The 26,098-nt window shown below is 68.6% G+C and carries 22 protein-coding genes; 11 read left to right on the top strand and 11 right to left on the bottom strand.

Annotation, left to right across the window (positions count from 1 at the left end; all coding sequences use genetic code 11):
* Positions 1-52: 52 nt before the first annotated feature.
* A complete protein-coding gene (locus tag GQ57_RS27715) occupies positions 53-1,588 on the bottom strand; it encodes a DEAD/DEAH box helicase (protein ID WP_031399395.1) in 1,536 nt (511 codons plus the stop codon).
* 360 nt (positions 1,589-1,948) lie between these two features.
* Positions 1,949-2,218 carry an acyl-CoA-binding protein gene (locus GQ57_RS27710; protein WP_031399394.1) on the bottom strand — a complete coding sequence of 90 codons (270 nt, stop codon included), beginning with the start codon at positions 2,216-2,218 and terminating at the stop codon, positions 1,949-1,951.
* Positions 2,219-2,365: 147 nt separating this feature from the next.
* Here GQ57_RS27710 and tsaB point away from each other — a divergent pair, with 147 nt between their 5' ends.
* From tsaB to GQ57_RS27690, 4 genes are read left to right on the top strand one after another with little or no spacing between them, the layout of a single operon-like run.
* Positions 2,366-3,133 (top strand): tRNA (adenosine(37)-N6)-threonylcarbamoyltransferase complex dimerization subunit type 1 TsaB, encoded by a 768-nt coding sequence (tsaB, locus tag GQ57_RS27705; RefSeq protein ID WP_034199567.1) that lies wholly within the window; start codon positions 2,366-2,368, stop codon positions 3,131-3,133.
* Positions 3,130-3,630, top strand: a complete 501-nt coding sequence (rimI, locus tag GQ57_RS27700) for a ribosomal protein S18-alanine N-acetyltransferase (protein ID WP_034199566.1) — start codon at positions 3,130-3,132, stop codon at positions 3,628-3,630. Before tsaB ends, rimI begins: the two co-directional genes overlap by 4 nt.
* Positions 3,617-4,627: a uracil-DNA glycosylase gene (locus GQ57_RS27695; protein WP_034199565.1), complete on the top strand. Its 1,011-nt coding sequence runs from the start codon at positions 3,617-3,619 to the stop codon at positions 4,625-4,627. The genes rimI and GQ57_RS27695 overlap by 14 nt, the downstream gene beginning before the upstream one ends.
* Positions 4,624-5,589 carry a DUF1853 family protein gene (locus GQ57_RS27690; protein ID WP_034199564.1) on the top strand — a complete coding sequence of 322 codons (966 nt, stop codon included), beginning with the start codon at positions 4,624-4,626 and terminating at the stop codon, positions 5,587-5,589. The genes GQ57_RS27695 and GQ57_RS27690 overlap by 4 nt, the downstream gene beginning before the upstream one ends.
* Positions 5,590-5,607: 18 nt before the next feature.
* On the opposite strand, the gene thiD is transcribed toward GQ57_RS27690, so the two are convergent.
* Together thiD and lplT are read right to left on the bottom strand one after the other, a co-directional pair.
* Positions 5,608-6,417, bottom strand: coding sequence for a bifunctional hydroxymethylpyrimidine kinase/phosphomethylpyrimidine kinase (gene thiD, locus GQ57_RS27685; protein ID WP_031399389.1), 810 nt, complete (start codon positions 6,415-6,417; stop codon positions 5,608-5,610).
* 58 nt (positions 6,418-6,475) lie between these two features.
* A complete protein-coding gene (gene lplT, locus GQ57_RS27680) occupies positions 6,476-7,783 on the bottom strand; it encodes a lysophospholipid transporter LplT (protein WP_031399388.1) in 1,308 nt (435 codons plus the stop codon).
* A 218-nt stretch (positions 7,784-8,001) separates the two neighbouring features.
* Here lplT and alr point away from each other — a divergent pair, with 218 nt between their 5' ends.
* The 3 genes from alr to GQ57_RS27665 all read left to right on the top strand — a co-directional run bounded on the left by alr (position 8,002) and on the right by GQ57_RS27665 (position 10,873).
* Positions 8,002-9,072, top strand: coding sequence for an alanine racemase (gene alr, locus GQ57_RS27675; RefSeq protein ID WP_034199563.1), 1,071 nt, complete (start codon positions 8,002-8,004; stop codon positions 9,070-9,072).
* A gap of 11 nt (positions 9,073-9,083) precedes the next feature.
* A complete protein-coding gene (gene radA / locus GQ57_RS27670) occupies positions 9,084-10,460 on the top strand; it encodes a DNA repair protein RadA (protein WP_034199562.1) in 1,377 nt (458 codons plus the stop codon).
* 146 nt (positions 10,461-10,606) lie between these two features.
* On the top strand, positions 10,607-10,873 hold the full coding sequence (locus GQ57_RS27665) for a DUF2866 domain-containing protein (RefSeq protein WP_031399385.1): 267 nt from the start codon (positions 10,607-10,609) through the stop codon (positions 10,871-10,873).
* Between the two features lie 187 nt (positions 10,874-11,060).
* Here GQ57_RS27665 and GQ57_RS27660 read toward each other — a convergent pair whose 3' ends face one another.
* Positions 11,061-12,992 carry an ATP-binding cassette domain-containing protein gene (locus GQ57_RS27660; RefSeq protein WP_034199561.1) on the bottom strand — a complete coding sequence of 644 codons (1,932 nt, stop codon included), beginning with the start codon at positions 12,990-12,992 and terminating at the stop codon, positions 11,061-11,063.
* Between the two features lie 136 nt (positions 12,993-13,128).
* On the opposite strand from GQ57_RS27660, the gene GQ57_RS27655 reads away from it, so the two are divergent.
* A complete protein-coding gene (locus GQ57_RS27655; protein WP_034199560.1) occupies positions 13,129-13,608 on the top strand; it encodes a glutathione peroxidase in 480 nt (159 codons plus the stop codon).
* 65 nt (positions 13,609-13,673) lie between these two features.
* Here the strand turns inward: GQ57_RS27655 and cls are convergent, their stop codons facing one another.
* The 6 genes from cls to dapC form a co-directional block, all read right to left on the bottom strand.
* Complete coding sequence (gene cls, locus GQ57_RS27650) at positions 13,674-15,113, bottom strand: cardiolipin synthase (protein ID WP_031399382.1); 1,440 nt, start codon at positions 15,111-15,113, stop codon at positions 13,674-13,676.
* A 104-nt stretch (positions 15,114-15,217) separates the two neighbouring features.
* Positions 15,218-16,126, bottom strand: a complete 909-nt coding sequence (gene prmB, locus GQ57_RS27645) for a 50S ribosomal protein L3 N(5)-glutamine methyltransferase (protein WP_031399381.1) — start codon at positions 16,124-16,126, stop codon at positions 15,218-15,220.
* Between the two features lie 11 nt (positions 16,127-16,137).
* On the bottom strand, positions 16,138-17,277 hold the full coding sequence (gene dapE, locus GQ57_RS27640) for a succinyl-diaminopimelate desuccinylase (RefSeq protein ID WP_034199559.1): 1,140 nt from the start codon (positions 17,275-17,277) through the stop codon (positions 16,138-16,140).
* A gap of 86 nt (positions 17,278-17,363) precedes the next feature.
* Positions 17,364-17,732 carry an ArsC family reductase gene (locus tag GQ57_RS27635; RefSeq protein WP_031399379.1) on the bottom strand — a complete coding sequence of 123 codons (369 nt, stop codon included), beginning with the start codon at positions 17,730-17,732 and terminating at the stop codon, positions 17,364-17,366.
* Complete coding sequence (dapD, locus tag GQ57_RS27630; protein WP_006478479.1) at positions 17,732-18,559, bottom strand: 2,3,4,5-tetrahydropyridine-2,6-dicarboxylate N-succinyltransferase; 828 nt, start codon at positions 18,557-18,559, stop codon at positions 17,732-17,734. The genes GQ57_RS27635 and dapD overlap by 1 nt, the downstream gene beginning before the upstream one ends.
* A 44-nt stretch (positions 18,560-18,603) precedes the next feature.
* Entirely contained in the window at positions 18,604-19,836 is a 1,233-nt protein-coding gene (gene dapC / locus GQ57_RS27625) for a succinyldiaminopimelate transaminase (RefSeq protein ID WP_031399377.1), read from the bottom strand.
* Between the two features lie 159 nt (positions 19,837-19,995).
* On the opposite strand from dapC, the gene GQ57_RS27620 reads away from it, so the two are divergent.
* The 3 genes from GQ57_RS27620 (at position 19,996) to GQ57_RS27610 (ending at position 25,958) form a co-directional block, all read left to right on the top strand.
* The gene (locus GQ57_RS27620; protein ID WP_031399376.1) at positions 19,996-20,937 is read left to right on the top strand and encodes a DMT family transporter; all 942 of its coding nucleotides are present in this window, start codon (positions 19,996-19,998) and stop codon (positions 20,935-20,937) included.
* Between the two features lie 139 nt (positions 20,938-21,076).
* The gene (smc, locus tag GQ57_RS27615) at positions 21,077-24,589 is read left to right on the top strand and encodes a chromosome segregation protein SMC (RefSeq protein WP_031399375.1); all 3,513 of its coding nucleotides are present in this window, start codon (positions 21,077-21,079) and stop codon (positions 24,587-24,589) included.
* 85 nt (positions 24,590-24,674) lie between these two features.
* Positions 24,675-25,958 carry a cell division protein ZipA C-terminal FtsZ-binding domain-containing protein gene (locus GQ57_RS27610; protein WP_034199558.1) on the top strand — a complete coding sequence of 428 codons (1,284 nt, stop codon included), beginning with the start codon at positions 24,675-24,677 and terminating at the stop codon, positions 25,956-25,958.
* The last annotated feature ends 140 nt before the right edge of the window (positions 25,959-26,098 follow it).

The following is a 26,098-nucleotide window of genomic DNA, read 5'->3' as shown; positions in this document are numbered from 1 at the left end:
TGCCGGATTGGCGGAGCCATCCGTCGGGCGGCCGGGAGCCGCCCGTGTGTGCTTACGATGCGGAATTGCCGCGGCGCGGGCCGCTGCTGCGCTGGCCATCGCGACGCGGGCCGCCGTCACGGCTGCCGCCCGGCTTGCCGCTCCAGCCGCCGCCATTGCCGCTGCCGTAGCTGCGGCCGTTGCCGCCGTGACCGCCGCCCGGCTTGCCGCCGAAACGCCGGCCGCCGTTACCGCCGCCCGGACGGCCGCGACCGCCGTTGCCGCCGTTGCGCGGGGGCGCCTTGCGCGGCTCGAAACCTTCGATCACGTTGACCGGCAGCGGCGCACGGACGAAGCGCTCGATGCGCTTGAGCGCGCCTTGCTCGGCATGGTGCACGAGGCTCACCGCGATGCCCGAACGGCCTGCACGGCCGGTACGGCCGATGCGGTGCACGTAGTCTTCCGCGAACTTCGGCAGGTCGTAGTTGAACACGTGCGTGATGCCCGGGATGTCGATGCCGCGAGCCGCGACGTCGGTTGCCACCAGCACGCGCACGCGGCGCTCGCGCAGCGCACGGATCGTGCGGTTGCGCGCGCCCTGCGGCAGGTCGCCGTGCAGCGCGGCCGATTCGAAGCCTGCGTCGGCGAGACGGCCGGCGAGCTGGTCGGCGTCGATTTTGGTCGCCGTGAAGATGATCGCCTGGTCGAGCGCGTCGTCGCGCAGCAGGTGATCGAGCAGGCGATCCTTGTGGTCGCGGTCGTCGACGTAGTGCACGGTCTGCGCGATGTTGGCGCGCGACTCGAGGCGCTGCTGGATCTCGATGCGTTCGGGATCCTTCAGCAGGCGGTTCGTCAGCGAACCGATCTTGCCGTCGAGCGTGGCCGAGAACAGCATCGTCTGGCGCGACTCGGGCGTGGCGTCGACGATCGTCTCGATGTCTTCGATGAAGCCCATGTCGAGCATGCGGTCGGCTTCGTCGAGCACGAGCATCTTCAGCTCGGACAGGTCGATGCGGCCGCGCTCGAGGTGATCGAGCAGGCGGCCCGGCGTGGCGACCAGGATTTCCGGGTTCTTCGCGAGCAGCATCAGCTGCTGGCCGTAGGCGACGCCGCCGAGGATGCTGACCGTGCGCAGGCGCTTCAGGTGCTTGCCGTACGTCGAGGCGGCCGTGGTGACCTGCATCGCGAGTTCGCGGGTCGGCGTCAGCACGAGCAGGCCCGGGCGGGCGACGGGTTGCGGGCGGCGCACGCGGCGGTCGCCCTGGTTCGGTTCACGCGGCGCGCGCGGTTGCTGCGCCTGCGTCTTCTGGAGCTGCGCGAAACGTTCGATCGCGGGCAGCATGAATGCGGCGGTCTTGCCCGAACCGGTCGGGCTCGAGACCAGCAGGTCACGGCCGGCGATGCCGGCCGGAATCGCGCGCTGCTGCACCGGCGTCGGCTTCACGTAGCCGGCTGCCTGCAGCGCGGAGACGATCTCCGGCGACAACCCGAGCGACGCGAAGCTCGGCTCGTCCGACGCCGGTTCGACTGCGGCCGGTGCGGCGGCGTCGAGACCGAGCGCCTGGTCGGCGATCGCGTTGAGCGGGCTGGAGTTGATGCTCGAAGTCATAACAATCCTTGAAACACAGTGGGTGAAACGTCGGCGCCAATCGCGCATACCCAAGTCGTCGGATTCAGCGAGCAAATCGGGAAACGGGTGCAATCCGCCGAACCATCGGCGGATGAGGCATTAGAAGCTGTTTTGGGTGCGGCGCGCTTCAGGAGCGGGGCCGCCAGCCTGATAAGTGACGACCGCGAAGGTCGAAGCAGGAGGGGACAGGTTCTAAACCGGATTGGAGCTTAACGCTACGAGGCGTCGGGCCGGAACGGCTTGCGAGCCGAGCGCGGGGATGACGCAGGCAGCATTATAAAGAGATTTGCTGCGCTGCGCCACTGATTTGATTGCCTATTGCGGTTGCGGGGGATCCGGTCAGGAAGCCGTGCCGTTCTTCAGCGATTCGACGAGTTCGATGTACTGCTGCTTTGCCGCATCCTGCGACGTGCCCTTCAGCGCATCCCAGGCGTCGTACTTGTATTTGCCGACGATGTCGGTGAAGCCCGGCTTGTCGCCGTGCGCATCGCCGTCGGTGGCTTGCTTGAAGAGTGCGTACAGGCGCAGCAGGGTCAGGTTGCCCGGCCGTTCCGTCAGTTGCTTGACGTCGATCTGGGCCTGGTCGAATTGGGCGGTGAGGTCGCTCATCGGGTGTCTCCGTAAGGGTTTCAGGTCGGGCGATCTTAACAAGCGGGCCGCCGCGCGGGGTCGAGCGATCCTTCCAAACCGCCGGCTGCGCGGCGCGCAGGCCCGGATCGGGTCCGATCGCCCGTGGGAGCGGGGCGTCGCATTACAATGTCGGCCATGACGCAAACAGTGCTCCTCGCCATCGATACGTCGACCGAATACTGCTCGGTCGCCCTGCTGCGCTCGGCCCATGCCGATGACGCCGTTTCCAACCCGCAAACCTGGGTCCGTCACGAGCTGACGGGCGCCGTGTCGAGCACGCGCGTGCTGCCGGCGATCCAGGAACTCTTCGCCGAATCGGGGCTGACGCTCGCCGATTGCGATGCGATCGCGTTCGGCGCGGGCCCCGGCTCGTTCACGGGCCTGCGCACCGCGACCGGCATTACCCAGGGCCTCGCGTTCGGAAGCGGGCTGCCGGTCGTGCCGATCGGCACGCTGCTCGCGTGCGCCGAGCACGCGCGGCTGCGCACGCCCGGCACGCACCGCGTGCTTGCCGCGCTGGACGCGCGGATGGACGAAGCCTACTGGGCGGACTTCGTCTGGGACGACGGCGCCGGCGACTGGCAGACGCTGCATCCGGCTTCGCTCGATGCGCCGGGCGCCGTCGGCGTGCCCGACGTGCCGTTCACGCTCGCAGGCAATGCGGCTGCCGCGTTCGGCGCGCAGTGGCCGGCCGCGGCCCGTGCGGCCGCGATCGACGGCGACGCGCTGCCGCATGCGCTGGCGGTTGCCCATGCCGCGCTGCGCGCGTTCCGCGCCGGGCGGACGGTGCCGGCCGACCAGGCCGCGCCCGAATACGTGCGCGACAAGGTCGCGCAGACGACCGCCGAGCGCGTCGCGGCACGGGCCGCGCAGGCGGCTGGAGCGAAGGGATGACCGGCGTGTTGCTGAGCGACCGCTATCTGGCGCCGATGACGGATGCCGATCTCGACGAGGTCGTCGCGATCGAGCACGTCGCCTACGAATTCCCGTGGAGCCGCGGCAACTTCGAGGATTCGCTGCGCAACGGTTATCTGGGCGTGTGCCTGCGGCACGTGACGGGCTCGATGATCGGCTATTGCGTGCTGATGCCGGTGGTCGACGAGATGCATCTGCTGAACCTGTGCGTTGCGCCGGCCGCGCAGCGCGCGGGCGCCGGCCTCGCGCTGCTGCGCGAGGCCGTGCGCATTTCGGGTGCGGAGCGGCTCGACGGCGTGCTGCTCGAGGTGCGGCCGTCCAATGCGCGCGCGATCCATCTGTATGAGCGCTTCGGCTTCGTGACGATCGGCCGGCGCAAGAACTACTATCCGGCGAAGCATCACAGCCGGGAGGACGCGATCGTGATGCGTCTGACGCTGAACAAGGACGAGGGGGACGCGCATGGCATGGGCTGAAGCGGCGCTCGAGGAAATGGGCCTCGCGCAGATCTGGGTGCGGCGCGGGGAGCGCGCGGATGAAGGCGTGCCGGCCGATGTGCCCGCCGTCGCGCCGGCCGGGGCGACGGGCGGCGTGTCCGCCGGCGCGGCCGGGCAACCGATGCGCGCGGCGCGTGGGCCGGCGCGCGACGATATGGGGCAGGCGGCCGACGCGTCGCCGGTTCGCGAGCCGGTGGGCGCGCCGCGCCGTGTCGCCGTTGACGATCGCGCGCCCGTATCGGCGGTATCGGCGGTATCGGCCGATGCGATGCCGCGGCAGGACGACCTGCCGCCGGCCGAGGCGGACGATTTCGCGTGGTTCGACGCGGCCTCGCCGGGCGAACCCGCGCCGGCGGCCGAGTCGCGGCGCGCCGAAGCGCCGGTTGCGGCGCTCGACTGGGATGCGCTGGCCGCGCGCGTGGCCGACTGCACGCTGTGCCGGCTGTGCGAGAAGCGCACCAATACCGTATTCGGCGTCGGCGACCGCGAAGCGGACTGGATGCTGATCGGCGAAGCGCCGGGCGAGAACGAGGACAAGCAGGGCGAGCCGTTCGTCGGCCAGGCCGGCAAGCTGCTCGACAACATGCTGCAATCGCTGTCGCTCAAGCGCGGCGACAACGTGTACATCGCGAACGTGATCAAGTGCCGGCCGCCGGGCAACCGCAACCCCGAGCCGGACGAGGTCGCGAACTGCGAGCCTTATCTGCAGCGGCAGGTCGCGCTCGTGAAGCCGAAGCTGATCGTCGCGCTCGGACGTTTCGCCGCGCAGACCTTGCTGAAGACGGATGCAAGCATTGCGTCGCTGCGCGGTCGCGTGCATGCGTATGAAGGCGTGCCGGTGATCGTGACCTACCACCCGGCATACCTGCTGCGCAGCCTGCAGGACAAGTCGAAGGCATGGGCCGACCTGTGCCTCGCGCGCGACACGTTCAGGCGCACCGGGGGCGCCGACGCGAACGGATCGGCCGGGCAATGACGGTCGGCGCGGCGTTCGCATGCGTCGATACGCTGCGCGACGTCGCGGTTCGCGATCTGGGCTGGCTGCTCGCCAGCCCGAGCCTGCTCACCGCGGTCCCGGGCGCGCCGCTGGCGCTCCCTTGGCCGGACGCGGCCGGGCGGGCGGCGGTCGAAGCGTGGCTCGTCGCGCTCGATGCGCGGCCGGAGCCGCTGCATCGCGCGCTCGACGGGCTGCGGCCCGTGCGGCTCGGCCGCTACGCGGAATGCCTGCTCGAGTATTTCCTCATGCACGGCCCGTCGCTGCGGCTCGTCGCGGCCAATCTGCCGCTGCGCAGCAACGGCAAGACGCTCGGCGAAGTCGATTTTCTCGTCGACGCGCCGGACGGGCGGCGCCTGCACTGGGAACTCGCGGTGAAGTGCTATCTCTGCGCACCGGTGCACGCCGACGCGTCGCTGGCCGATTTCGTCGGCCCCAACCTCGTCGACCGGTTCGATCGCAAGCGCAGCCGGCTGCTCGACCACCAGTTGCGGCTCGGCGATCGCGACGGATTTTCGCGGCTCGGCTACGGCGCACCGTCCGACGCACAGATGTTCATCCGGGGCTGGCTGTTCTATCCGCACGGCGTGCCGTTGCCGCCGGTGTCCGTGGAAATCGCGCCGGATCACCCGCGCGGCTTCTGGCTGACGCACGCGCAGTGGCCGGCGTGGGCGGCCGCGCAGCGCGCCGGCGCCGGATGGAGCGTGTTGCCGCGACTGGCGTGGCTCGCGCCGCGGCGGGTTGCCGCCGACGTCGGCTTCGAACCCGAGCCGCTGGCCGCCGCGCTCACGCTGCCGTCCGTGTTGACGACGCGCGAGGCCCCCGCACTGATCGGCATCCATGAGAAGGGCGGCGACGGCACGTGGCGCGAGACGTCGCGCGGCTTCATCGTGCCCGACGACTGGCCGGCGCGCGCGCGGGCGTTCGCCGCACAGGATGGCTGACGTCGCGTCAGCCGGTGCTTACCACCAGCGGTGGAAGTGATGGACGGGGCCGGCGCCGTGCCCGACGTCGAGGCGGTCGCTCGCCGCGATCGCGCCGGTCAGGTAGGCCTTCGCTTCGCGTACGGCGCTTTCGAGGTCGGGCCGTTGGGGCAACAGCGCGGCGATCGCCGCAGACAGCGTACATCCCGTGCCGTGCGTGTTGTTGACGGGGACGCGCGGACCGTCGAGCCGGACGGTCCGCGTCGCGTCGACGAGCCAGTCGGGGCTCGCGGACGCATCGGGCAGGTGACCGCCTTTCATCAGCACGGCGTGCGCGCCGGCCTGCAGCAACGCCCGGCCTTGCCGGACCATGTCGTCCTCGGTGATCGCGGGCGCGTCGCCGAGCAGCGCGGCGGCTTCGGGCAGGTTCGGCGTGACGACGGTGGCCAGCGGCAGCAGCGCATCGCGCAGTGCGTCGACCGCATCGGGCGCGAGCAGCGCGTGGGAACTCGTCGAGATCATGACCGTGTCGAGCACGACGAAGCGCGGCGTGTAACGCCGCAGCGCGTCGGCAACCGCGTGCACGATTGCCGCATTCGCGAGCATCCCGATCTTGACCGCATCGATACGGAGATCGCCGAATACCGCGTCGAGCTGCGCGGTCACGAACGCCGCGTCCGGCGCATGCACGCCCGTCACGCCGCGCGTGTTCTGCGCGGTCAGCGCGGTAATCGCGCTGGCGCCGTAGGCGCCGAGCGCGGAGAACGTCTTCAGGTCGGCCTGGATGCCCGCGCCGCCGCCAGAATCGGAGCCGGCGATCGTCAGGAGGTTGGGTATCGGGTGCGTCATCGGGGCAATGCGCCGGTTCGAAGACCGGCGCCGGCGGACAGGAACGGGAAGGGGCGCGTCAGTGCCGCGACTCGCCGATCAGCGCGACCGAGTCGAACTGGCGCTGGTTCGCCTGGTGACGGCGCATCACGAGCCACATCGTCAGGCAGACGAACGTGCCGAACAGCACGATCACGACGCCGACCGGCACGTCGAGCCACACCAGCACCGCATACAGGCACAGCATGACGAGCACCGAGAGGTTCTCGTTGAAGTTCTGCACCGCGATCGAGTGGCCGGCCGACAGCAGCACGTGGCCGCGATGCTGCAGCAGTGCGTTCATCGGAACGACGAAGTAGCCGGACAGTGCCCCGACGCAGATCAGGAAGATGTACGCGATGATCAGGTACACGGGCATGCGCAGGTGGCCGAAGTGCGCGGCCCAGTGCGGCGGAAACAGGTCGCGCGAATAGAACGCCATCAGCATCACCGCGATGCCCATCACGATGCCGACGGGCAGCACGGTCAGCGACTTCTTGAGCGGCACCCGGCTGGCCGCGGCAATCGCGCCGGCTGCAACGCCGAATGCGACGACTGCCTGCAGCAGCGCGCCCTCGGATAGCGACATGCCCAGCGAAACCTCGGCCCATTTCAAGACGATGAACTGCAGCGTCGCTCCGGCTCCCCAGAACAGTGTCGTGACGGCGAGCGAAATCTGGCCGAGCTTGTCGCGCCAAAGCACCATGAAACAATCGGCGAAGTCGGCCACCAGCTTGATCGGTCCGCGTTCCTGCTTCGGGTAGCGGGCGCCGGTATCGGGAATGCGCAAATTGAACAGCGCCGCTATCACGTAGATCGACAGGATGACTGCGATTGCGGCTTCGGCAGGCGTATTGATCCACGTCGGCGTGTGCGCAATCACGTGCGATGCGATGTGCGGGCTGATCAGCGCGCCACCGAGCACGGTGCCCAGGATGATCGAGCTGACGGTCGTGCCTTCGATCCAGCCGTTCGCGGCAACTAGCCGGTCGGCCGGCAACAGCTCGGTGAGAATGCCGTATTTCGCGGGCGAGTAGGCCGCTGCACCGAAGCCGACGATCCCGTACGCGATCAGCGGATGGGCGCCGAACAGCATGATCAGGCAGCCGATCACCTTGATCGAGTTGGTGATGAACATCACGTGGCCCTTGGGGCGCGAATCCGCGAACGCGCCCACATATGCCGCCAGCACCACGTAGGACAACACGAAGAACAGCTTCAGCAGCGGTGTCATCCAGTTGGGGGCGTGGAGGTCTTTCAGCAGGGCGATGGCGGCGATGAGGAGCGCACTGTCGGCCAGCGACGAGAAAAACTGCGCGGCCATGATGGTGTAAAAACCTTTTTTCATCTGATGCGATGCTTTCGTCGCTGCGGCAGGGCCGCGTAGGCCGCCAGGTATGCGATCGGCTTATTCCGTTCGAAATGGGTTGTGCGCACGGCTTTATAACATGAAAATACGCCAACTCGGACTAGCAAGATTCCCCGATCGTTCCGCAAATTGTCGGCTTCAGTGCTCAAAAGGCGCGGTAAGCTGATGATTCGCAAGCGTCTTTACGTAAATTTCCCATGCCGCGCCCGATCTCCGCCACCATTCACACCGCCGCTCTCGCGAACAATCTCTCCGTCGTCCGCCGCTTTGCCGGCCCGTCCAAGGTCTGGGCGGTCGTCAAGGCCAACGCGTACGGTCACGGTCTCGCACGTGCGTTTCCCGGCCTGCGCGGCACCGACGGTTTCGGCCTGCTCGACCTCGACGAGGCGGTCAAGCTGCGCGAACTCGGCTGGGCCGGCCCGATCCTGCTGCTCGAAGGCTTCTTCCGCTCGACCGACATCGACGTGATCGACCGCTACAGCCTGACGACGACCGTCCACAACGACGAGCAGATGCGGATGCTGGAAACGGCACGGCTGTCGAAACCGGTCAACGTGCAGCTCAAGATGAACAGCGGGATGAACCGGCTCGGCTACTCGCCCGAAAAATACCGCGCCGCGTGGGAGCGTGCCCGCGCCTGCCCCGGCATCGGCCAGATCACGTTGATGACCCATTTTTCGGATGCGGACAACGAGCGCGGCGTCGCCGAGCAGCTCGCGACGTTCGAGCGCGGCGCGCAGAACATTGCCGGCGCGCGCAGTCTCGCGAATTCGGCGGCCGTGCTGTGGCACCCGGATACGCGCTTCGACTGGGTCCGGCCGGGGATCGTGCTGTACGGCGCGTCGCCGTCCGGGTTGTCGTCCGATATCGCCGACACGGGGCTGAAGCCCGCGATGACGCTCGCGTCCGAGCTGATCGCGGTGCAGACGATCGCGAAGGGCCAGGCCATCGGCTACGGCTCGACGTTCTCCGCACAGGCGCCGATGCGGATCGGCGTCGTCGCGTGCGGCTACGCGGACGGCTATCCGCGCGTCGCGCCCGAAGGCACGCCCGTGATCGTCGACGGCATCCGCACGCGGATCGTCGGCCGCGTGTCGATGGACATGATCACCGTCGATCTGACCCCGTGCCCGCAGGCCGGCGTCGGCACACGCGTCGAGCTGTGGGGCAACGCGCTGTCGATCGACGACGTCGCCCGCCATTGCGGCACGATCGGCTACGAGCTGATGTGCGCGGTCGCCGGCCGCGTGCCGGTGCGCGCGGAATAAGGGCGTCACGCGTGGCCAAACAGAAAACCGTCTACGTCTGCAGCGAGTGCGGCGGGCAAACCCCGAAGTGGCAGGGGCAGTGCCCGTCGTGCCAGGCCTGGAACACGCTCGTCGAATCGGTCGCCGAGTCGCCGTCCGCCCACCGTTTCCAGTCGCTCGCGAAGCGGGCGCCCGTCCAGCGCCTCGTCGACATCGAGGCGGCCGACGTGCCGCGCTTCTCGACCGGCATCGGCGAATTCGATCGCGTGCTCGGCGGCGGGCTGGTTGCCGGCGGCGTCGTGCTGATCGGCGGCGACCCGGGCATCGGCAAGTCGACGCTCTTGCTGCAGTCGCTCGCCGACATTGCGAACGAGCGGCGCGCGCTGTATATCAGCGGCGAGGAATCGGCCGCGCAGATCGCGTTGCGCGCGCAACGGCTGGCGTTGCTCGACGGTGGCACGCCGGCGGCCGAGCTGAAGCTGCTCGCCGAGATCCAGCTCGAAAAGATCCAGGCCGCGATCGACGCGGAACGGCCGGACGTGGCCGTCATCGACTCGATCCAGACCGTCTATTCGGAGGCGCTCACGTCGGCGCCGGGCTCGGTCGCGCAGGTGCGCGAATGCGCGGCGCAGCTCACGCGCATCGCGAAGCAGTCGGGCACCGCGATCATCATGGTCGGGCACGTGACGAAGGAGGGCAACCTGGCCGGCCCGCGCGTGCTCGAGCACATCGTCGACACGGTGCTGTATTTCGAAGGCGACACGCATTCGTCGTTCCGGCTCGTGCGCGCGTTCAAGAACCGCTTCGGCGCCGTCAACGAGCTGGGCGTGTTCGCGATGACCGAGCGCGGGCTGCGCGGCGTCGCGAATCCGTCCGCGCTGTTCCTGTCGCAGCACGAGCAGGTCGTGCCCGGCTCGTGCGTGCTCGTCACGCAGGAGGGCACGCGTCCGCTGCTCGTCGAAATCCAGGCGCTCGTCGATACGGCGCACGTGCCGAATCCGCGCCGGCTCGCGGTCGGCCTCGAGCAGAACCGGCTCGCGATGCTGCTCGCGGTGCTGCACCGGCATGCGGGCATCGCGTGCTTCGACCAGGACGTGTTCCTCAACGCGGTGGGCGGCGTGAAGATCACCGAGCCGGCTGCCGACCTCGCGGTGCTGCTCGCGATCCATTCGTCGATGCGCAACAAGGCGCTGCCGAAGGGGCTGATCGTGTTCGGCGAAGTGGGGCTGGCGGGCGAAATCCGGCCGTCCCCGCGCGGGCAGGAGCGGCTGCGCGAGGCGGCGAAGCTCGGCTTCACGTCCGCGCTGATTCCGAAGGCGAACGCGCCGAAACAGGCGGTCGAGGGGCTGAACGTGATGGCCGTCGAGCGCATCGAGCAGGCGATCGACCGCGTGCGCGATCTCGAGTGACCGGCCCGGCAGCCATGCCGGCCGGGCCTGCCTGCGATCTGTCGCGTAATTCGTTGTAAAGAATATGTAGGGTTCTGTAACCCGCCGGACATTGCTTTTCCCTATCCTTTGCCGGATTGTCGAACCGCGCAACGCAAAGGGAACCTATGTTGAAATCGTATGGGGAAGCGCCGGGCGACCGCCTTTACAACCTGCGCGGCTGCCGCGTGTCGGAGCCGATTCTCCAGCCCTGGGGCGGCGGATGCCGGATCGTCGAATGGATCGACGACGAAGGGCGGCTGGCGCGCAAGGTCGTGTCCGAGGACGTGACGGAAGCGGAAGTTGCCGCGGCGATCCGGCGGCCGACCGAAGGGCGCCGGCACCTGATGGGCGACGACGAGCAGATGCCGCGCGACACGCTGCCGCGCCGCTGAGCCGGCAGCGCGGCGAGCTGCCCGCGCACCGGGAACGACAACGATCACTGAACAGGCCGGGCCGGCGCGCCCGGCCTTGTCGCATCCGGGCCCGGCGCAAGGGGGGTGGCCCGGGCGAGGCACCGGGGCGCCCCGAAGCGGCCCGCACGCCGGGCCGGCGTATCGGCCGGCCGTGCAGCGGCCGCTGTCAGCCGATCTGCTCGAGTTCTTCCTGCGCGGCGAGCCAGTCGGCCTCGATCGTTTCGAGGCGCGAGGTGACATCCCCGAGCTTGCGGATCGCGTCGGTCAGTTCCGTCTTGCGTGCGGCCTCGTAGCTCGCCGGATCGGCGACGAAGGCGTCGAGCCGCGCCTTTTCCGCGTGCAGCGCCTCCATTTCCTTTTCGAGCTTCGTGATGCGCGTCTGCAGCGGCTTTTTCAGCACCGACAGGCGCTGCCGTTCCTCGGCGGCCTGACGTTTCTGGTCCTTGCGGTTGGCGGCGGCGCCCGCGCCCGGCGAAGCCGCGCTGTCGGCCTTGGCGGCCGCGCGCTGCTCGGCCGCGTGCTGCAGCAGCCAGTCGCGGTAGTCGTCGAGGTCGCCGTCGAACGGCTGCAGGCGGTGCTTCGCGACCAGCATGAACTGGTCGGTCGTCGCGCGCAGCAGGTGGCGATCGTGCGAGACGAGGATCAGCGTGCCCTCGAACTGCGCGAGCGCCATCGTCAGCGCGTGACGCGTTTCGAGGTCGAGGTGGTTGGTCGGTTCGTCGAGCAGCAGCAGGTTCGGCTTCTGCCAGATGATCAGCGCGAGCGCGAGGCGTGCCTTCTCGCCGCCCGAGAACGGGCCGACCGGGGTCGTCGCCATGTCGCCCGAGAAATTGAAGCCGCCGAGGAAGTCGCGCAGTTCCTGCTCGCGCGTGTCGGGTGCGAGCCGCGCCAGATGCGCGAGCGGCGAATCGTCCTCGCGCAGCGTTTCGAGCTGATGCTGCGCGAAATAGCCGATGGTCAGCCCCTTGCCGTCGCGCACCTGGCCGGACAGCGGCGCGAGCGTGCCCGCCAGCGTCTTGATCAGCGTCGACTTGCCCTGGCCGTTCGCGCCGAGCAGGCCGATGCGCTGCCCGTTCTGGATCGACAGCGCCACGCGGTCGACGATCGGGATTTCCGCGCCGTTGTCGGCGTGGTAGCCGCAGCGGACCTCTTCCATCACCATCATCGGGTTCGGCGCGGCGTCGGGCGTGCGGAATTCGAACGTGAACGGCGACGCGATGTGCGCGGGCGCGATCAGCTCCATCTTCTCGAGCGCCTTCATCCGGCTTTGCGCCTGCTTGGCCTTGGTGGCCTTGGCCTTGAAGCGGTCGACGAAGCTCTGCAGGTGCTCGATGGTCTTCTGCTGCTTTTCGTAAGCGCTTTGCTGCAGCGCCAGCTGCTGGGCGCGCAGCACTTCGAACTGCGAGTAGTTGCCGCCGTAGCGCTTCACCTGGCGGTTGTCGAGATGCAGCGTGACGTTGCAGATCGAATCGAGGAATTCGCGGTCGTGCGAAATCACGACGAGCGTGCCGGGGTAGCGATGCAGCCAGTCTTCGAGCCAGACGATCGCGTCGAGGTCGAGGTGGTTCGTCGGTTCGTCGAGCAGCAGCAGGTCGGAGCGGCACATCAGCGCCTGCGCGAGATTCAGGCGCATGCGCCAGCCGCCGGAAAAGCTGGCGACGGATTCGCGCGTCTGCGCGAGCGTGAAGCCGAGGCCCAGCAGCAGCGCTTCGGCGCGGGCGGGCGCGGTGTAGCCGTCGGCGTCGGCGAACGCCGCGTGCGCGTCGGCTTCGGCGGCGCCGTCATGCGCGGCCGATGCGGCGGCGATGCGCGCCTCGATCTCGCGCAGCGCGGCATCGCCGTCGAGCGTGTACTCGAGTGCCGAGCGGTCGACCGCGGGGGTCTCCTGCGACACATGGGCGATCCGCCACGACGGCGGCATCGAGAAATCGCCGCCGTCCGAGTGCAGCTCGCCGCGCAGGACGGCGAACAGCGTCGACTTGCCGGCGCCGTTCGCGCCGATCAGGCCGGCTTTCTCGCCGGGATTGAGTACGAACGAGGTCGACTCGAACAGCGGCTTGGTGCCGCGCGCAAGGCTGAACTGATTGAAACGGATCACGGCGGAAATGACTGGCCAAAACCGCTATTCTAGACTGCGCGCCGCTTGTGCCGGACATCGGCCGTTCGGCGAATGCCGCAACGCTGCAATTTCGCCTAGACTCCACGTCGATCCGGTTTCGTAAAAGGAGTGCCCGATGTCCACCCTGTATTCGTTCAGCGCAGAGACGCTCGCCGGCGCGCCGGCCACGCTCGATGCGTATCGCGGCAAGGTGCTGCTGATCGTCAACACCGCGAGCGAGTGCGGTTTCACGCCGCAGTACGCGGGTCTGCAGAAGCTGTACGACCAGTACGCGGCGCGCGGCTTCTACGTGCTCGGTTTCCCGTGCAACCAGTTCGGCAAGCAGGAGCCCGGCGACGCCGCGCAGATCGGCGCGTTCTGCGAGCGCAATTACGGCGTCACGTTCCCGATGTTTGCGAAGGTCGACGTGAAGGGCGACCATGCGCATCCGCTGTACCGCTACCTGACGGACGAGGCGCCGGGCATTCTCGGGCTCAAGGCGATCAAGTGGAATTTCACGAAATTCCTGATCGATCGCGAAGGGCGCATCGTCAAGCGCTACGCTCCGTCGACCAAGCCCGACGAGATCGCCGCGGATATCGACAAGCTGCTGTGACGGCGGCGGGGCGTTTGCCGCTGCGCCGGTAGGTAGCCGCGCGGGCGCCGGTGGCGCCCGGGCCGTTACAGGATCGGCGCGAACAGCCGCGCGACGTGCATCGCGATGCGCCGCCACGCGGGCGACCGGCGGTATTCGTCCGCATCGACCTCGTACGCCTGCGCGAAGTCGGCGTCGAGCATCGTCTCGACCTCGTCGGCGAATGCGCGGTCGACGGTCAGCACCATGATCTCGAAATTGAGGCGGAACGAGCGGTTGTCGAGATTCGCGCTGCCGATCGCGGCCGCGCTGCGGTCGATCAGCACGACCTTCTGGTGCAGGAAGCCGGGACGGTAGCGGAACACCTTGACGCCGGCATCGACCAGGTCGCGCGCGTACAGCTTCGACGCCTCGAACACCACATAGTGATCGCGCCGGCTCGGGATCAGGATGCGTACGTCGACGCCGCGCATCACGGCGAGCTTCAGCGCGGAGATCACGGCCTCGTCGGGGACGAGGTACGGCGAGGTGATCCAGACGCGTTCGCGCGCGGCGTTGATCGCCTCGACGAAGAACAGCGAGCCCGTTTCCTGCTTGTCGGCCGGCCCCATCGGCACCGCGAGGCAATGCATGTTGTCGCCCGGCTGCGCCGGCGGCGGCAGCGCGAGCGGTGGCAGTTTCTGCGTCGCCCAGTGCCAGTCTTCGGCGAACACGTACTGGATGCTCGCGACCACCGGGCCGCGGATCTCGATGTGCGTGTCGCGCCACGGCGACAGGCGCGGCTTCGCGCCGAGATATTCGACGCCGACGTTGTGGCCGCCGACGAACGCGCGATTGCCGTCGATCACGACGATCTTGCGATGGTTGCGGAAGTTGAGCTGGAAACGGTTGACGAATTTGCGGTTGGTCGCGAACGGGTGAACCTCGACGCCGCCCCGGCGCAGCGCGTCGACATAGCTGTGCGGCAGGTCGAAGCTGCCGATGCTGTCGTACAGCAGGCAGCAGCGCACGCCGGCTGCCGCGCGCGCGAGCAGCGCGTCGCGCAGCATCTGGCCGAGCGCATCGTCGCGCACGATGAAGAACTGGACGACCACGTAATCGCGCGCGGCGTCGATGGCCGACAGGATCGCCGAGAACGTCGCTTCGCCGTTCACGAGCGTGCGCACCGAGTTGCCGCCGAGGAACGGCATGCCGCCGAGCCGCGTGAGCGCGAGCACGGCCGCCTGGCCGATGGCGTCGGCGGCCGGGCCGTCGGTTGCGTCGGTGCTGAGCCAGGGCGAGCGCGGTGTGTGCATGCGCAACATCTCCAGCTCGTGGCGCCGCGCGTCGACGTAGCCGGAGAACTTGCTGCGCCCGAGGAACAGGTACGGAATGAGCGTCAGGTACGGCATGGCCGCGAGCGAGACGGCCCACGCGATCGCGCCTTGCGACGTGCGCGTGTTCATGATCGCGTGGAACGCCGCGACGATCCCGAGCACGTGGATCGTCAGGATCAGGGTACCGAGATGTAGCCAGTCGAGGGTCATGGGCGCGTGACGGACTCCTGAAGTCGTGCGGCGCGGCGGCCGCTTACGCGCATCTTACCCAACCGCGCGGCGCAGCGGTGTACCGCGCCGCACGGAAAGGAGGCTCAGGCCTTGCGCGGCAGGTCCGACGCCTGGATCAGGAACACGGCATCGTCGCCCGCGCTGGTGGGCAGCCACGTGAGTTCGAGGCCGCCGAACGCAGCTTCGACGTTGTCGCGCTCGTTGCCGATCTCGACGACCAGGATACCGTCGTCGTGCAGCCAGCGATGCGCTTCGGCGACGATGCGTCGGACGATGTCCATCCCGTCGTCGCCGCCCGCGAGCGCCATCTCCGGCTCGTGCCGGTATTCGGGCGGCAGCGCGGCCATCGACGATGCGTTCACGTACGGCGGGTTGGTCAGGATCACGTCGTAGCGGGCGTCGGGATCGGCGCGGAACGCGGGCAGCGGTGCATAGAGGTCGCCGCGGTGCAGCGTGATGCGATCTTCGAGGCCGTAGTCGCGCACGTTGATCTCCGCGACTTCGAGTGCCTTGTCGGACAGGTCGACCGCATCGACCTCGGCGTTCGGGAACGCGCTGGCCGCCAGGATCGCGAGGCAGCCGGAGCCCGTGCACAGCTCGAGCACCGCGCCAACCTGCTCGGGATCGGCGACGTACGGCTGCAGCCCGTCGTCGAGCAGTTCGCCGATGAACGAGCGCGGCACGATCACGCGCTCGTCGACGTAGAAGCGGTGGCCATGCATCCAGGCTTCATGCGTGAGGTACGCGGCCGGCACGCGGTCGGCCGCGCGCCGTTCGATCACGGCAAGCACGGCCGCGATCTCGTCGGGCAGCAGTCGCGCATCGAGGAACGGCTCGAGCGTGTCGAGCGGCAGCTCGAGCGTGTGCAGCACGAGGTAGGCCGCTTCGTCGTACGCGTTGTCGGAGCCGTGGCCGAATGCGAGCTTCGCCTTCGAGAAGCGTGTGACCGCATAGCGCAGCAGGTCCCGGACAGTTGCAAAAGGTGTCGTCATGCGAGGCTCCGTCAGGCGATCAGTTGTTCGAGCACGCGGCGGTACACGTTCTTCAGCGGATCGATGAAGCGCACCTCGATGTGTTCGTCGATCTTGTGGATGCTGCCGTTCGGCGGGCCGAACTCGATCACCTGCGGGCAGATGCGCGCGATGAAGCGGCCATCCGACGTGCCGCCCGTCGTCGACAGCTCGGTCGTGATGCCGGTCTCGGCGCGGATCGCGTTTTCCAGCGCGCCCGACAGCTCGCCGCGCGGCGTGAGGAACGGCAGGCCGCTCACCGACCACTTCAGCGTGTATTCGAGGCCATGCTTGTCGAGGATCGCATGCACGCGCGCCTGCAGGCCTTCGACCGTGCTGGCGGTGGAAAAGCGGAAGTTGAACAGCAGGTCGGCGTGGCCGGGGATCACGTTGGTCGCGCCGGTGCCGGCGTGCAGGTTCGATACCTGCCAGGTGGTCGGCGGGAAATATTCGTTGCCTTCGTCCCATTGCTCGGCGGCGAGCTCGGCGAGCGCCGGCGCGAGCAGGTGGATCGGGTTCTTCGCGAGGTGCGGATACGCGATGTGGCCCTGGATGCCCTTGACGACCAGTTCGCCCGACATCGACCCGCGGCGGCCGTTCTTGACGACGTCGCCGAGCGCGGCGGTCGACGTCGGCTCGCCGACGATGCAATAGTCGAGGCGCTCGCCGCGCGCCTGCAGCAGCTCGACGACCTTCACGGTGCCGTCGGTGGCAGGGCCTTCCTCGTCGCTCGTGATCAGGAACGCGAGCGCGCCGCGGTGGCCGGGATGGGCCGCGACGAATTCCTCGGCTGCGACGACGAACGCCGCGAGCGACGTCTTCATGTCGGCCGCGCCGCGGCCGTACAGCTTGCCGTCGCGATGGGCGGGAATGAACGGCGGCGAGCTCCACTGCTCGAGCGGGCCGGTCGGCACGACGTCGGTGTGGCCCGCGAATGCGAGCAGCTTGCCGTCGCGGCCGTCGGTGCCGCGCTTGACGGCCCACAGGTTGGTCACGCCGTGCGACGCGATGGTCTCGCATTCGAAACCGAGCGCGGCGAGGCGCTCGGTCATGATCTGCTGGCAATGCTGGTCGTCGGGCGTCACGGACGCACGGGCGATCAGCTGTTCGGTAAGGGCTAGGGTGGCGGACATGGTTCGGACCACTTTCGATAAAAAATGCCGGCGCGGTGGCCGGCAGCGACAGGACATCGGGCCCTCAGGGCTCGGTGCGGGCGGCCCTATGCGGCAAACAGCGCCGCGTATTGGTCGGCCGCGAAGCCGAGCGATTTCACGCGGCCGTTGACGACGAGCACGGGACGCTTGATGACCGACGGCTTGTGGATCATCAGCGCAACCGCGCCGGTTTTCGTTTCGGCGGCCGCCTTCATCGCGTCGTCCAGGCCGCGCCACGTCGTGCCGCGCTTGTTCACGAGCGCGTCGAGCGACACGTCCTTCAACCAGTCTTCAACCAGCGGCGCGCTGACGCCGAGCTTCTTGAAATCGTGGAACTCGAATTCGACGCCGTGATCGTCGAGCCACACGCGGGCCTTCTTCACGGTGTCGCAGTTCGGAATGCCGTAGACGACCACGGTGCGCGGCTTCGCCATCAGTCGCCTCGCAGCAGCTCGTTGAGGCCGACCTTCGCGCGGGTCTTCGCGTCGACCTTCTTGACGATCACCGCGCAGTACAGGCTGTGCGAGCCGTCCTTCGACGGCAGGTTGCCGGCGACGACGACCGAGCCGGCCGGGATGCGGCCGTAGCTGACTTCGCCCGTTTCGCGATCGTAGATCTTCGTGCTCTGGCCGAGGTACACGCCCATCGAGATCACCGAGTTTTCCTCGACGATCACGCCTTCGACGACTTCCGAGCGCGCGCCGATGAAGCAGTTGTCCTCGATGATGACCGGGTTCGCCTGCAGCGGCTCCAGCACGCCGCCGATGCCGACGCCGCCCGACAGGTGGACGTTCTTGCCGATCTGCGCGCACGAGCCGACCGTCGCCCACGTGTCGACCATCGTGCCTTCGTCGACGTAGGCGCCGATGTTCGTGTACGACGGCATCAGCACGACGTTCTTCGCGATGAACGAACCGCGGCGCGCGATGGCCGGCGGAACGACGCGGAAGCCGCCCGCGGCGAAATCTTCAGCCGTGTAGTTCGCGAACTTCGACGGCACCTTGTCGTAGAACTGCGAGTAGCCGCCGGCCGGCATCGGCGCGTTGTCCTCCAGGCGGAACGACAGCAGCACGGCCTTCTTCAGCCACTGGTGCACGGTCCAGTTGCCGTCGATCTTCTCGGCCACGCGCAGCGCGCCTTTGTCGAGCTGCTCGATCGCGTGCGCGACGGCTTCGCGGACGTCGGCCGGTGCGGCCTTCGGCGACAGCTCGGCGCGGTTTTCCCAGGCGGTATCGATGATTTGCTGAAGTTGTTGCGACATGTTCGTTTTCGCAGGAGATGGATGGAATTGATCGGATTGGACGATTACCGCGCGAGAGCCCGGCAGAAATCGACGATGCGTTGCGCGCCCTCGACGCATTCGGGGGTGCCCGCGACGAGCGCGATCCGGATGAAATCGCGGCCCGGATTCGTACCGTGCGCATCGCGCGCCAGATAGGAACCGGGCAGAACCGTCACATTATAGTCGGCGTACAGGCGGCGGGCGAACTCGGTGTCCGACAGCCCGGTGCGGGACACGTTCGCCCACAGGTAGAACGCAGCGTCGGGCAGTTTCACGTCGAGCACGTCGGCGAGCATCGGCGTGACCGTGCTGAACTTCTGCAGGTACAGCGCGCGGTTCTCGCGCACGTGTGCTTCGTCGTTCCACGCGGCGATGCTCGCGTGCTGCCAGACCGGCGACAGCGCCGCGCCGTGGTACGTGCGGTACAGCAGGAATTGCTTCAGCAGCGCGGCGTCGCCGGCGACGAAGCCGGAGCGCATGCCCGGGACGTTCGAGCGCTTCGACAGGCTCGACAGCATCACGAGACGCTCGAAGCCGCGGCCGAGGCGATGCGCGGCCTCGAGGCCGCCGAGCGGCGGCGCCGCCTCGTCGAAGTAGATTTCCGAATAGCACTCGTCGGACGCGATCACGAAACCGTGCCGGTCGGACAGCGCGAACAGCTCGCGCCAGTCGTCGAGCGTCAGCACGGCGCCGGTCGGGTTGCCGGGCGAGCACACGTACAGCAGCTGCGTGCGGGCCCACACGTCGTCGGGCACGGCCGCGTAGTCGCACGCGAAGTTGCGGGCCGGGTCGCTGTTCGCGAAATAGGGTTCGGCACCGGCCAGCAGTGCCGCGCCTTCGTAAATTTGATAGAAAGGATTCGGACAGAGTACGATCGCCTTCTCGCCCCGTTCGGACGGACGGGCGTCGATGACGGTCTGGGCGAGCGAGAACAGCGCTTCGCGCGACCCCGACACGGGCAGCACCTGCGTGGCCGGATCGATCGCGGGCAGCCCGTAGCGGCGCTCCAGCCAGTGCGCGATCGACGTGCGCAGCGCGTCCGAGCCGGCGGTGGCCGGGTACGACGCGAGCCCGTCGAGCGAGGCCACCACGGCGTCGCGGATCAGCGCCGGAGTCGCGTGCTTGGGCTCGCCGATGCCGAAGCTGATCGGTTTGAGGGCGCCGGACGGCGTCACGTCCTTGAACAGGGCGCGCAGCTTTTCGAAGGGATAGGGCTGGAGCGAGTCGAGTCGAGGGTTCACGGGCGAAGCGGCCATCGCGGCCGGTTGGAGCGAAAGAAGCGGCAGGCGCGCCGCACGGCTGCGAACGGGCGCCGACGGCGCGCGGGTCGCAACGAATGATTATAGCGTGACGGAATGTGGTCGCGGCCCGCCGGAACGGCGGCCGGGCCGGTCGAACAAAAGGTATCGAATCAAATGAATAACGCGGTACGCGGCAGTCTGCCGACGCTGGCCATCCTGATCGGCGCATCGGTATGGGGCCTGATCTGGTATCCGTTGCGGATCCTCGCGTCGCTCGGCCTGACGGGCACGCTGGCGAGCGCGCTGACGAGCCTCGTCGCGTTCCTGTTCGTGGTCGTCGCGCGGCACCGCACGATCGCGACGCTGCGCTGGCACTGGGTGCTGCCCGGCATCGCGGTGACGGCCGGCGTGACGAACCTCGGGTTCGTATGGGGCACGATCCACGGCGAGGTGCTGCGCGTGATGCTGCTGTTCTACCTGACCCCGGCGTGGACCGCGATCTACGCGCACTTCCTGCTGCGCGAGCGGCTCACCTGGGCCGGCGCCGGCCTTGCCGCGCTGTCGATCGGCGGCGCGATGCTGATGCTGTGGTCGCCGCAGCTCGGCCTGCCGCTGCCGGCCAGCCCGGCCGAATGGGCCGGCCTCGCCGCCGGGCTGAGCTTCGCGATGAGCAACGTGCTCGTGATCAAGGCGAGCCGCGAGCTGCCGGAGATGCGCGCGGAGATGCGCACCGCGACGCTGTTCGGCGGCGCGGCGGTGTTCGGTGCGATCGCGTCGCTGTTCGAGGGCTGGCCCGCCGTGCCGGCGGGCGGCCAGCTCGGCGTCGCCGCGCTGATCATCGCCGCGATCGGCGTGACGATGGCGTCGAACAACCTGCTCGTGCAATACGGGCTCGCGCGGGTGCCGGCGAACCGTGCGTCGATCATCATGCTGTTCGAGATCGTGATCACCGCGCTGTCGGCATGGGTGTTCGCGAACGAGCTGCCGACCGCGCGCGAGTGGGCCGGCGGTGCATGCATCGTGCTGGCGACGCTGCTGTCGAGCCGGGTCCATCGCACGGCGCCGGCATCGGACAAACCCGGCGACGGTCGGGACGACGCACGCGCGATGGTATGATGGAAGCCGTTTGCGGGGCCCAACGCTGTATGCGCGCGGCCCCGTTTTTGAATTCCGGGGCGCGTCGCGCGCATGGGCCGTCCGGCCTTGCGCGGTGCGGCTCCGTCCGTTTCACACCTTCTTCACATCCGATACCGCCGTGCGTCTGAGCTCGATCAAACTCGCTGGCTTCAAATCCTTTGTCGATCCCACGCATTTCCAGGTTCCGGGCCAGCTTGTCGGCGTGGTGGGCCCGAACGGGTGCGGCAAGTCCAACATCATCGACGCCGTGCGCTGGGTGCTCGGCGAGTCGCGCGCATCCGAGCTGCGCGGCGAATCGATGCAGGACGTGATCTTCAACGGCTCGACCGCCCGCAAGCCCGGCAGCCGGGCCAGCGTCGAACTGATCTTCGACAACTCCGACGGCCGCGCGGCCGGCCAGTGGGGCCAGTACGGCGAGATTGCCGTGAAGCGCGTGCTCACGCGCGACGGCACGTCGAGCTACTACATCAACAACCTGCCGGCGCGCCGCCGCGACATCCAGGACATCTTCCTCGGCACGGGCCTCGGGCCGCGCGCGTACGCGATCATCGGGCAGGGCATGATCGCGCGGATCATCGAGGCGAAGCCGGAAGAGCTGCGCGTGTTCCTCGAGGAAGCCGCAGGCGTGTCGAAGTACAAGGAACGCCGCCGCGAAACCGAGAACCGCCTGCACGACACGCGCGAGAACCTGACGCGCGTCGAGGACATCGTCCGCGAACTCGCTGCGAACCTCGAGAAGCTCGAGGGGCAGGCTGTCGTCGCGACCCGCTACAAGGAACTCGTCGCCGACGGCGAGGAGAAGCAGCGCCTGCTGTGGCTGCTGCGCAAGAACGAGGCCGCCGGCGAGCAGCAGAAGCAGCAGCGCGCGATCGAGCAGGCGCAGATCGACCTCGAGGCGCAGACGGCAAAGCTGCGCGAGGTCGAGGCGCAGCTCGAGACGCTGCGCGTCGCGCATTACGCGGCGAGCGACGCGATGCAGGGCGCGCAGGGTTCGCTCTACGAGGCGAATGCCGAAGTGAGCCGCCTCGAAGCCGAGATCAAGTTCATCGTCGAGTCGCGCAATCGCGTACAGGCGCAGATCGCCGCATTGAACGCGCAGCGCGAGCAGTGGCGCGCGCAGGCCGAGAAGGCGCAGGACGAGCTCGAGGAAGCCGAAGAGGCGCGCGCGATGGCCGACGAGAAGGCCGCGCTCGCCGAGGACAACGCGGCCGCGAAGCATGACGCGCTGCCGGCGCTCGAAGCGAAGTGGCGCGACGCGCAGGCGCAGCTCAACGACGAGCGCGCGCGGATCGCGCAGACCGAACAGTCGCTGAAGCTCGAAGCCGCGCACCAGCGCAACGCCGACCAGCAGCTCCAGCAGCTTCAGCAGCGCCATGAGCGCCTGAAGAGCGAGGCGGGCGGGCTCGATGCGCCGGACGAAGCGCAGCTCGAGGAGTTGCGCATGCAGCTCGCCGAGCAGGAAGAGATCCTCGCCGAAGCGCAGGCGCGCCTTGCCGACGCGCAGGAAACGGTGCCGCGGCTCGACGGCGAGCGCCGCGCCGCGCAGGATCGCGTGCAGGCCGAAGCCGCGCAGATCCACCAGCTCGAGGCGCGTCTTGCCGCACTGAAGCAGCTGCAGGAAAACGTGCAGACGGAAGGCAAGGTGCAGCCGTGGCTCGACAAGCACGAGCTCGGCGCGCTGCCGCGTCTGTGGAAGAAACTGCACGTCGAGCCGGGCTGGGAAGCGGCGCTCGAGGCCGTGCTGCGCGAGCGCCTGGCCGCGCTCGAGGTGTCGAATCTCGACTGGGTGAAGGCGTTCGCGACCGACGCGCCGCCCGCGAAGCTCGCGTTCTACGCACCGCCCGCGGCCGGCGAACCGCCTGCGGCGGTGGCCGGGTTGCGTCCGGTGCTGTCGCTGGTGCGCATCGACGACGCGGGCATCCGCGCGGTGCTGAACGACTGGCTCGGCAGCGTGTACGTCGCCGACGACATCGCGCAGGCGCTCGCGACGCGCGCGCAGCTGCCGGCAGGCGGCGCGTTCGTCGTCAAGGCCGGCCATATCGTCACGCGGGTCGGCGTGCAGCTTTACGCGGCCGATTCGGAGCAGGCCGGGATGCTGGCCCGTCAGCAGGAAATCGAAAACCTCACGCGCCAGGTGCGTGCACAGGCGCTGCTCGCCGACGAGGCGCGTACGGCCGCCGTGCGCGCGGAAGCCGCGCACACGCAGGCCACGCAGGCGCTCGGCGACGTGCGAGCGCAGGCCGAGCGCGCGACGCAGCGCGTGCACGCGCTGCAGATGGACGTACTGAAGCTCGCGCAGGCGCACGAACGTTACACGCAGCGCAGCACGCAGATCCGCGAGGAACTCGAGGAAATCGGCGCGCAGATCGAGGAACAGCGCGCGCTGCGTGCGGAGTCGGAAGCGAATTTCGAGCGTTTCGACGGCGAGCTCGCGGAACTGCAGGCGCGTTTCGAGGACAACCAGCTCGCGTTCGAATCGCTCGACGAGTCGCTGACGCAGGCGCGCCAGGAAGCGCGCGACCTGGAGCGCGGCGCGAACGACGCGCGCTTCGCCGCGCGCAATGCGGTAACCCGGATCGACGAACTCAAGCGCAGCATCCAGGTCGCGCACGAGCAGAGCGAGCGCGTTGCCGCGTCGCTGGAAGACGCGCGCGCCGAACTCGAGACGATCAACGAGCAGACCGCGCACACGGGCCTGCAGGACGCCCTCGAGGTGCGTGCGGTGAAGGAAGAGGCGCTGCAGGCCGCGCGGATCGAGCTGGACGACCTGACCGCGAAGCTGCGTGCGTCGGACGAGCAGCGGCTCGTCGCCGAGCGTTCGCTGCAGCCGCTGCGCGACCGCATCACCGAATTGCAGTTGAAGGAGCAGGCCGCGCGCCTGTCCGTCGAGCAATTCGCCGAGCAGCTCGCGGCGGCCGAGGTCGACGAGGCCGCGTTGTCCGCGAAGCTGACGCCGGACCTGAAGCCGTCGTACCTGCAGGGTGAGGTCACGCGGCTGAACAACGCGATCAATGCGCTCGGCCCGGTGAACATGGCCGCGCTCGACGAGCTGAAGGCCGCGAGCGAGCGCAAGGTGTTCCTCGACGCGCAGTCGGCCGACCTGATCGACGCGATCACGACGCTCGAGGACGCGATCCACAAGATCGACCAGGAAACCCGCACGCTGCTGCAGGGCACCTTCGACGAAGTCAACCGCCACTTCAGCGACCTGTTCCCGCGCCTGTTCGGCGGCGGCCAGGCGAAGCTGATCATGACGGGCGACGAGATCCTCGACGCCGGCGTGCAGGTGATGGCGCAGCCGCCGGGCAAGAAGAACGCGACGATCCACCTGCTGTCCGGCGGCGAAAAAGCGCTGACCGCGACCGCGCTGGTGTTCGCGATGTTCCAGCTGAATCCCGCGCCGTTCTGTCTGCTCGACGAGGTCGACGCGCCGCTCGACGACGCGAACACCGAGCGTTTCGCGAATCTCGTGCGCGCGATGTCCGACAAGACGCAGTTCCTGTTTATCTCGCACAACAAGATCGCGATGGAAATGGCGCAGCAACTGATCGGCGTGACGATGCAGGAGCAGGGCGTGTCGCGGATCGTCGCGGTGGACATGGAAACCGCCGCGGGTTTTGCCCAGAATTGACGTTTGACGAAACCGGACCGCGTTCGCGCGGCGCATGGGCGCCCGTTCGCGGGTCCGACGAACAAGAATTGCTGATGGAGCGTGCATGGACGAGTTGACACTCGGTTTGATCGGCGCGGGCGCCGTCGTGGTAGGCGGCGTCGTGGTCTACAACGCGTGGCAGGGCGCCAAGGTGCGGCGCAGGATGCCGCGCCCGATGCCGGAGGAAGCGGCCGAGGCGATGAGCCGCCCGGAGCGGGACGACGAGCTGCCGTTCATCGAACCGGTCCGTCAGCCGGTGCGGCGCGAGCCAGCAGCGCCGGTCGCCGCGGCGGCCACGTCGGCCGCACCGGTCGAGGCGGCGCGGGTCGAGCCGACGTTCGGTGGCGCGGCACCGGCCGATACGCCGGCCGATCTGCAGGCCGAAGCGACCGGCGCCGACTTGCCGTCCGAGGCGGGCGAACCGGCCGCCGGCGAGGAAGCCGCGCCGGTTGCCGTGCATGAAGCGGCCGCCGAAGCGGCCGAGCCGGCCGAACCGGTGCTGCCGGCCGCGACTACGATCTCGTCGGCGCCGCCCGCGATCGTCGATCGCCGGATCGACTGCATCGTGCCGATCCGTCTCGCCGGGCCGCTGCCGGGCGACAAGATCCTGCCCGCCGCGCAGCGGCTGCGCCGCGCGGGCAGCAAGCCCGTGCACATCGAGGGCAAGCCGGAAGGCGGCCAGTGGGAGCTGCTGCAGAACGGCGTGCGCTACGAGGAACTGCGCGCGGCCGCGCAGCTCGCGAACCGCAGCGGCGCGCTGAACGAACTCGAGTTCTCCGAATTCGTGACGGGCGTCCACCAGTTCGCCGACGCGATCGACGGCGCGCCGGAATTCCCGGACATGATGGAAACGGTGGCGATGGCGCGCGAGCTCGACGCGTTTGCCGCGCAGTGCGACGCGCAACTGTCGATCAACGTGATGTCGGACGGTGCGCCGTGGTCGGCCAACTACGTGCAGGCGGTCGCGTCGCAGGACGGGCTGCTGCTGTCGCGCGACGGCACGCGTTTCGTGAAGCTCGACGCGAAGCAGAACCCGGTGTTCATGCTGCAGTTCGGCGATACGAACTTCCTGCGTGACGACCTCACGTACAAGGGGGGCAACATGATCACGCTGGTGCTCGACGTGCCGGTTGCCGAAGAGGACATCCTGCCGTTCCGGCTGATGTGCGATTACGCGAAATCGCTGTCCGAGCGGATCGGCGCGCGGGTCGTCGACGATTCGCGCCGGCCGCTGCCGGAGTCGACGCTGCTGGCGATCGAGCAGCAGTTGATGAAGTTGTACGCGAAGCTGGAGGAGGCCGGCATTCCGGCCGGTTCGCCGGTCACGCGGCGCCTCTTCAGCCAGTAACGCGTCCGCGCGGGCGGCGGGCCGCGGCGCCGCCGTCCGCCGCAGTGGCGGATGCGTTTCATGTGCGTGGCGGCACGCGCATCCGGCGTGCATTGCGCGCCCCGCGGCGGCGTCAAACTGAGATAATCGGGCATCCGATT

This window comes from Burkholderia sp. MSh2 (genome assembly GCF_000731655.1).
Classification (GTDB): Bacteria; Pseudomonadota; Gammaproteobacteria; order Burkholderiales; family Burkholderiaceae; genus Burkholderia; species Burkholderia paludis.
This window is presented reverse-complemented; position numbering and strand designations above follow the sequence as displayed.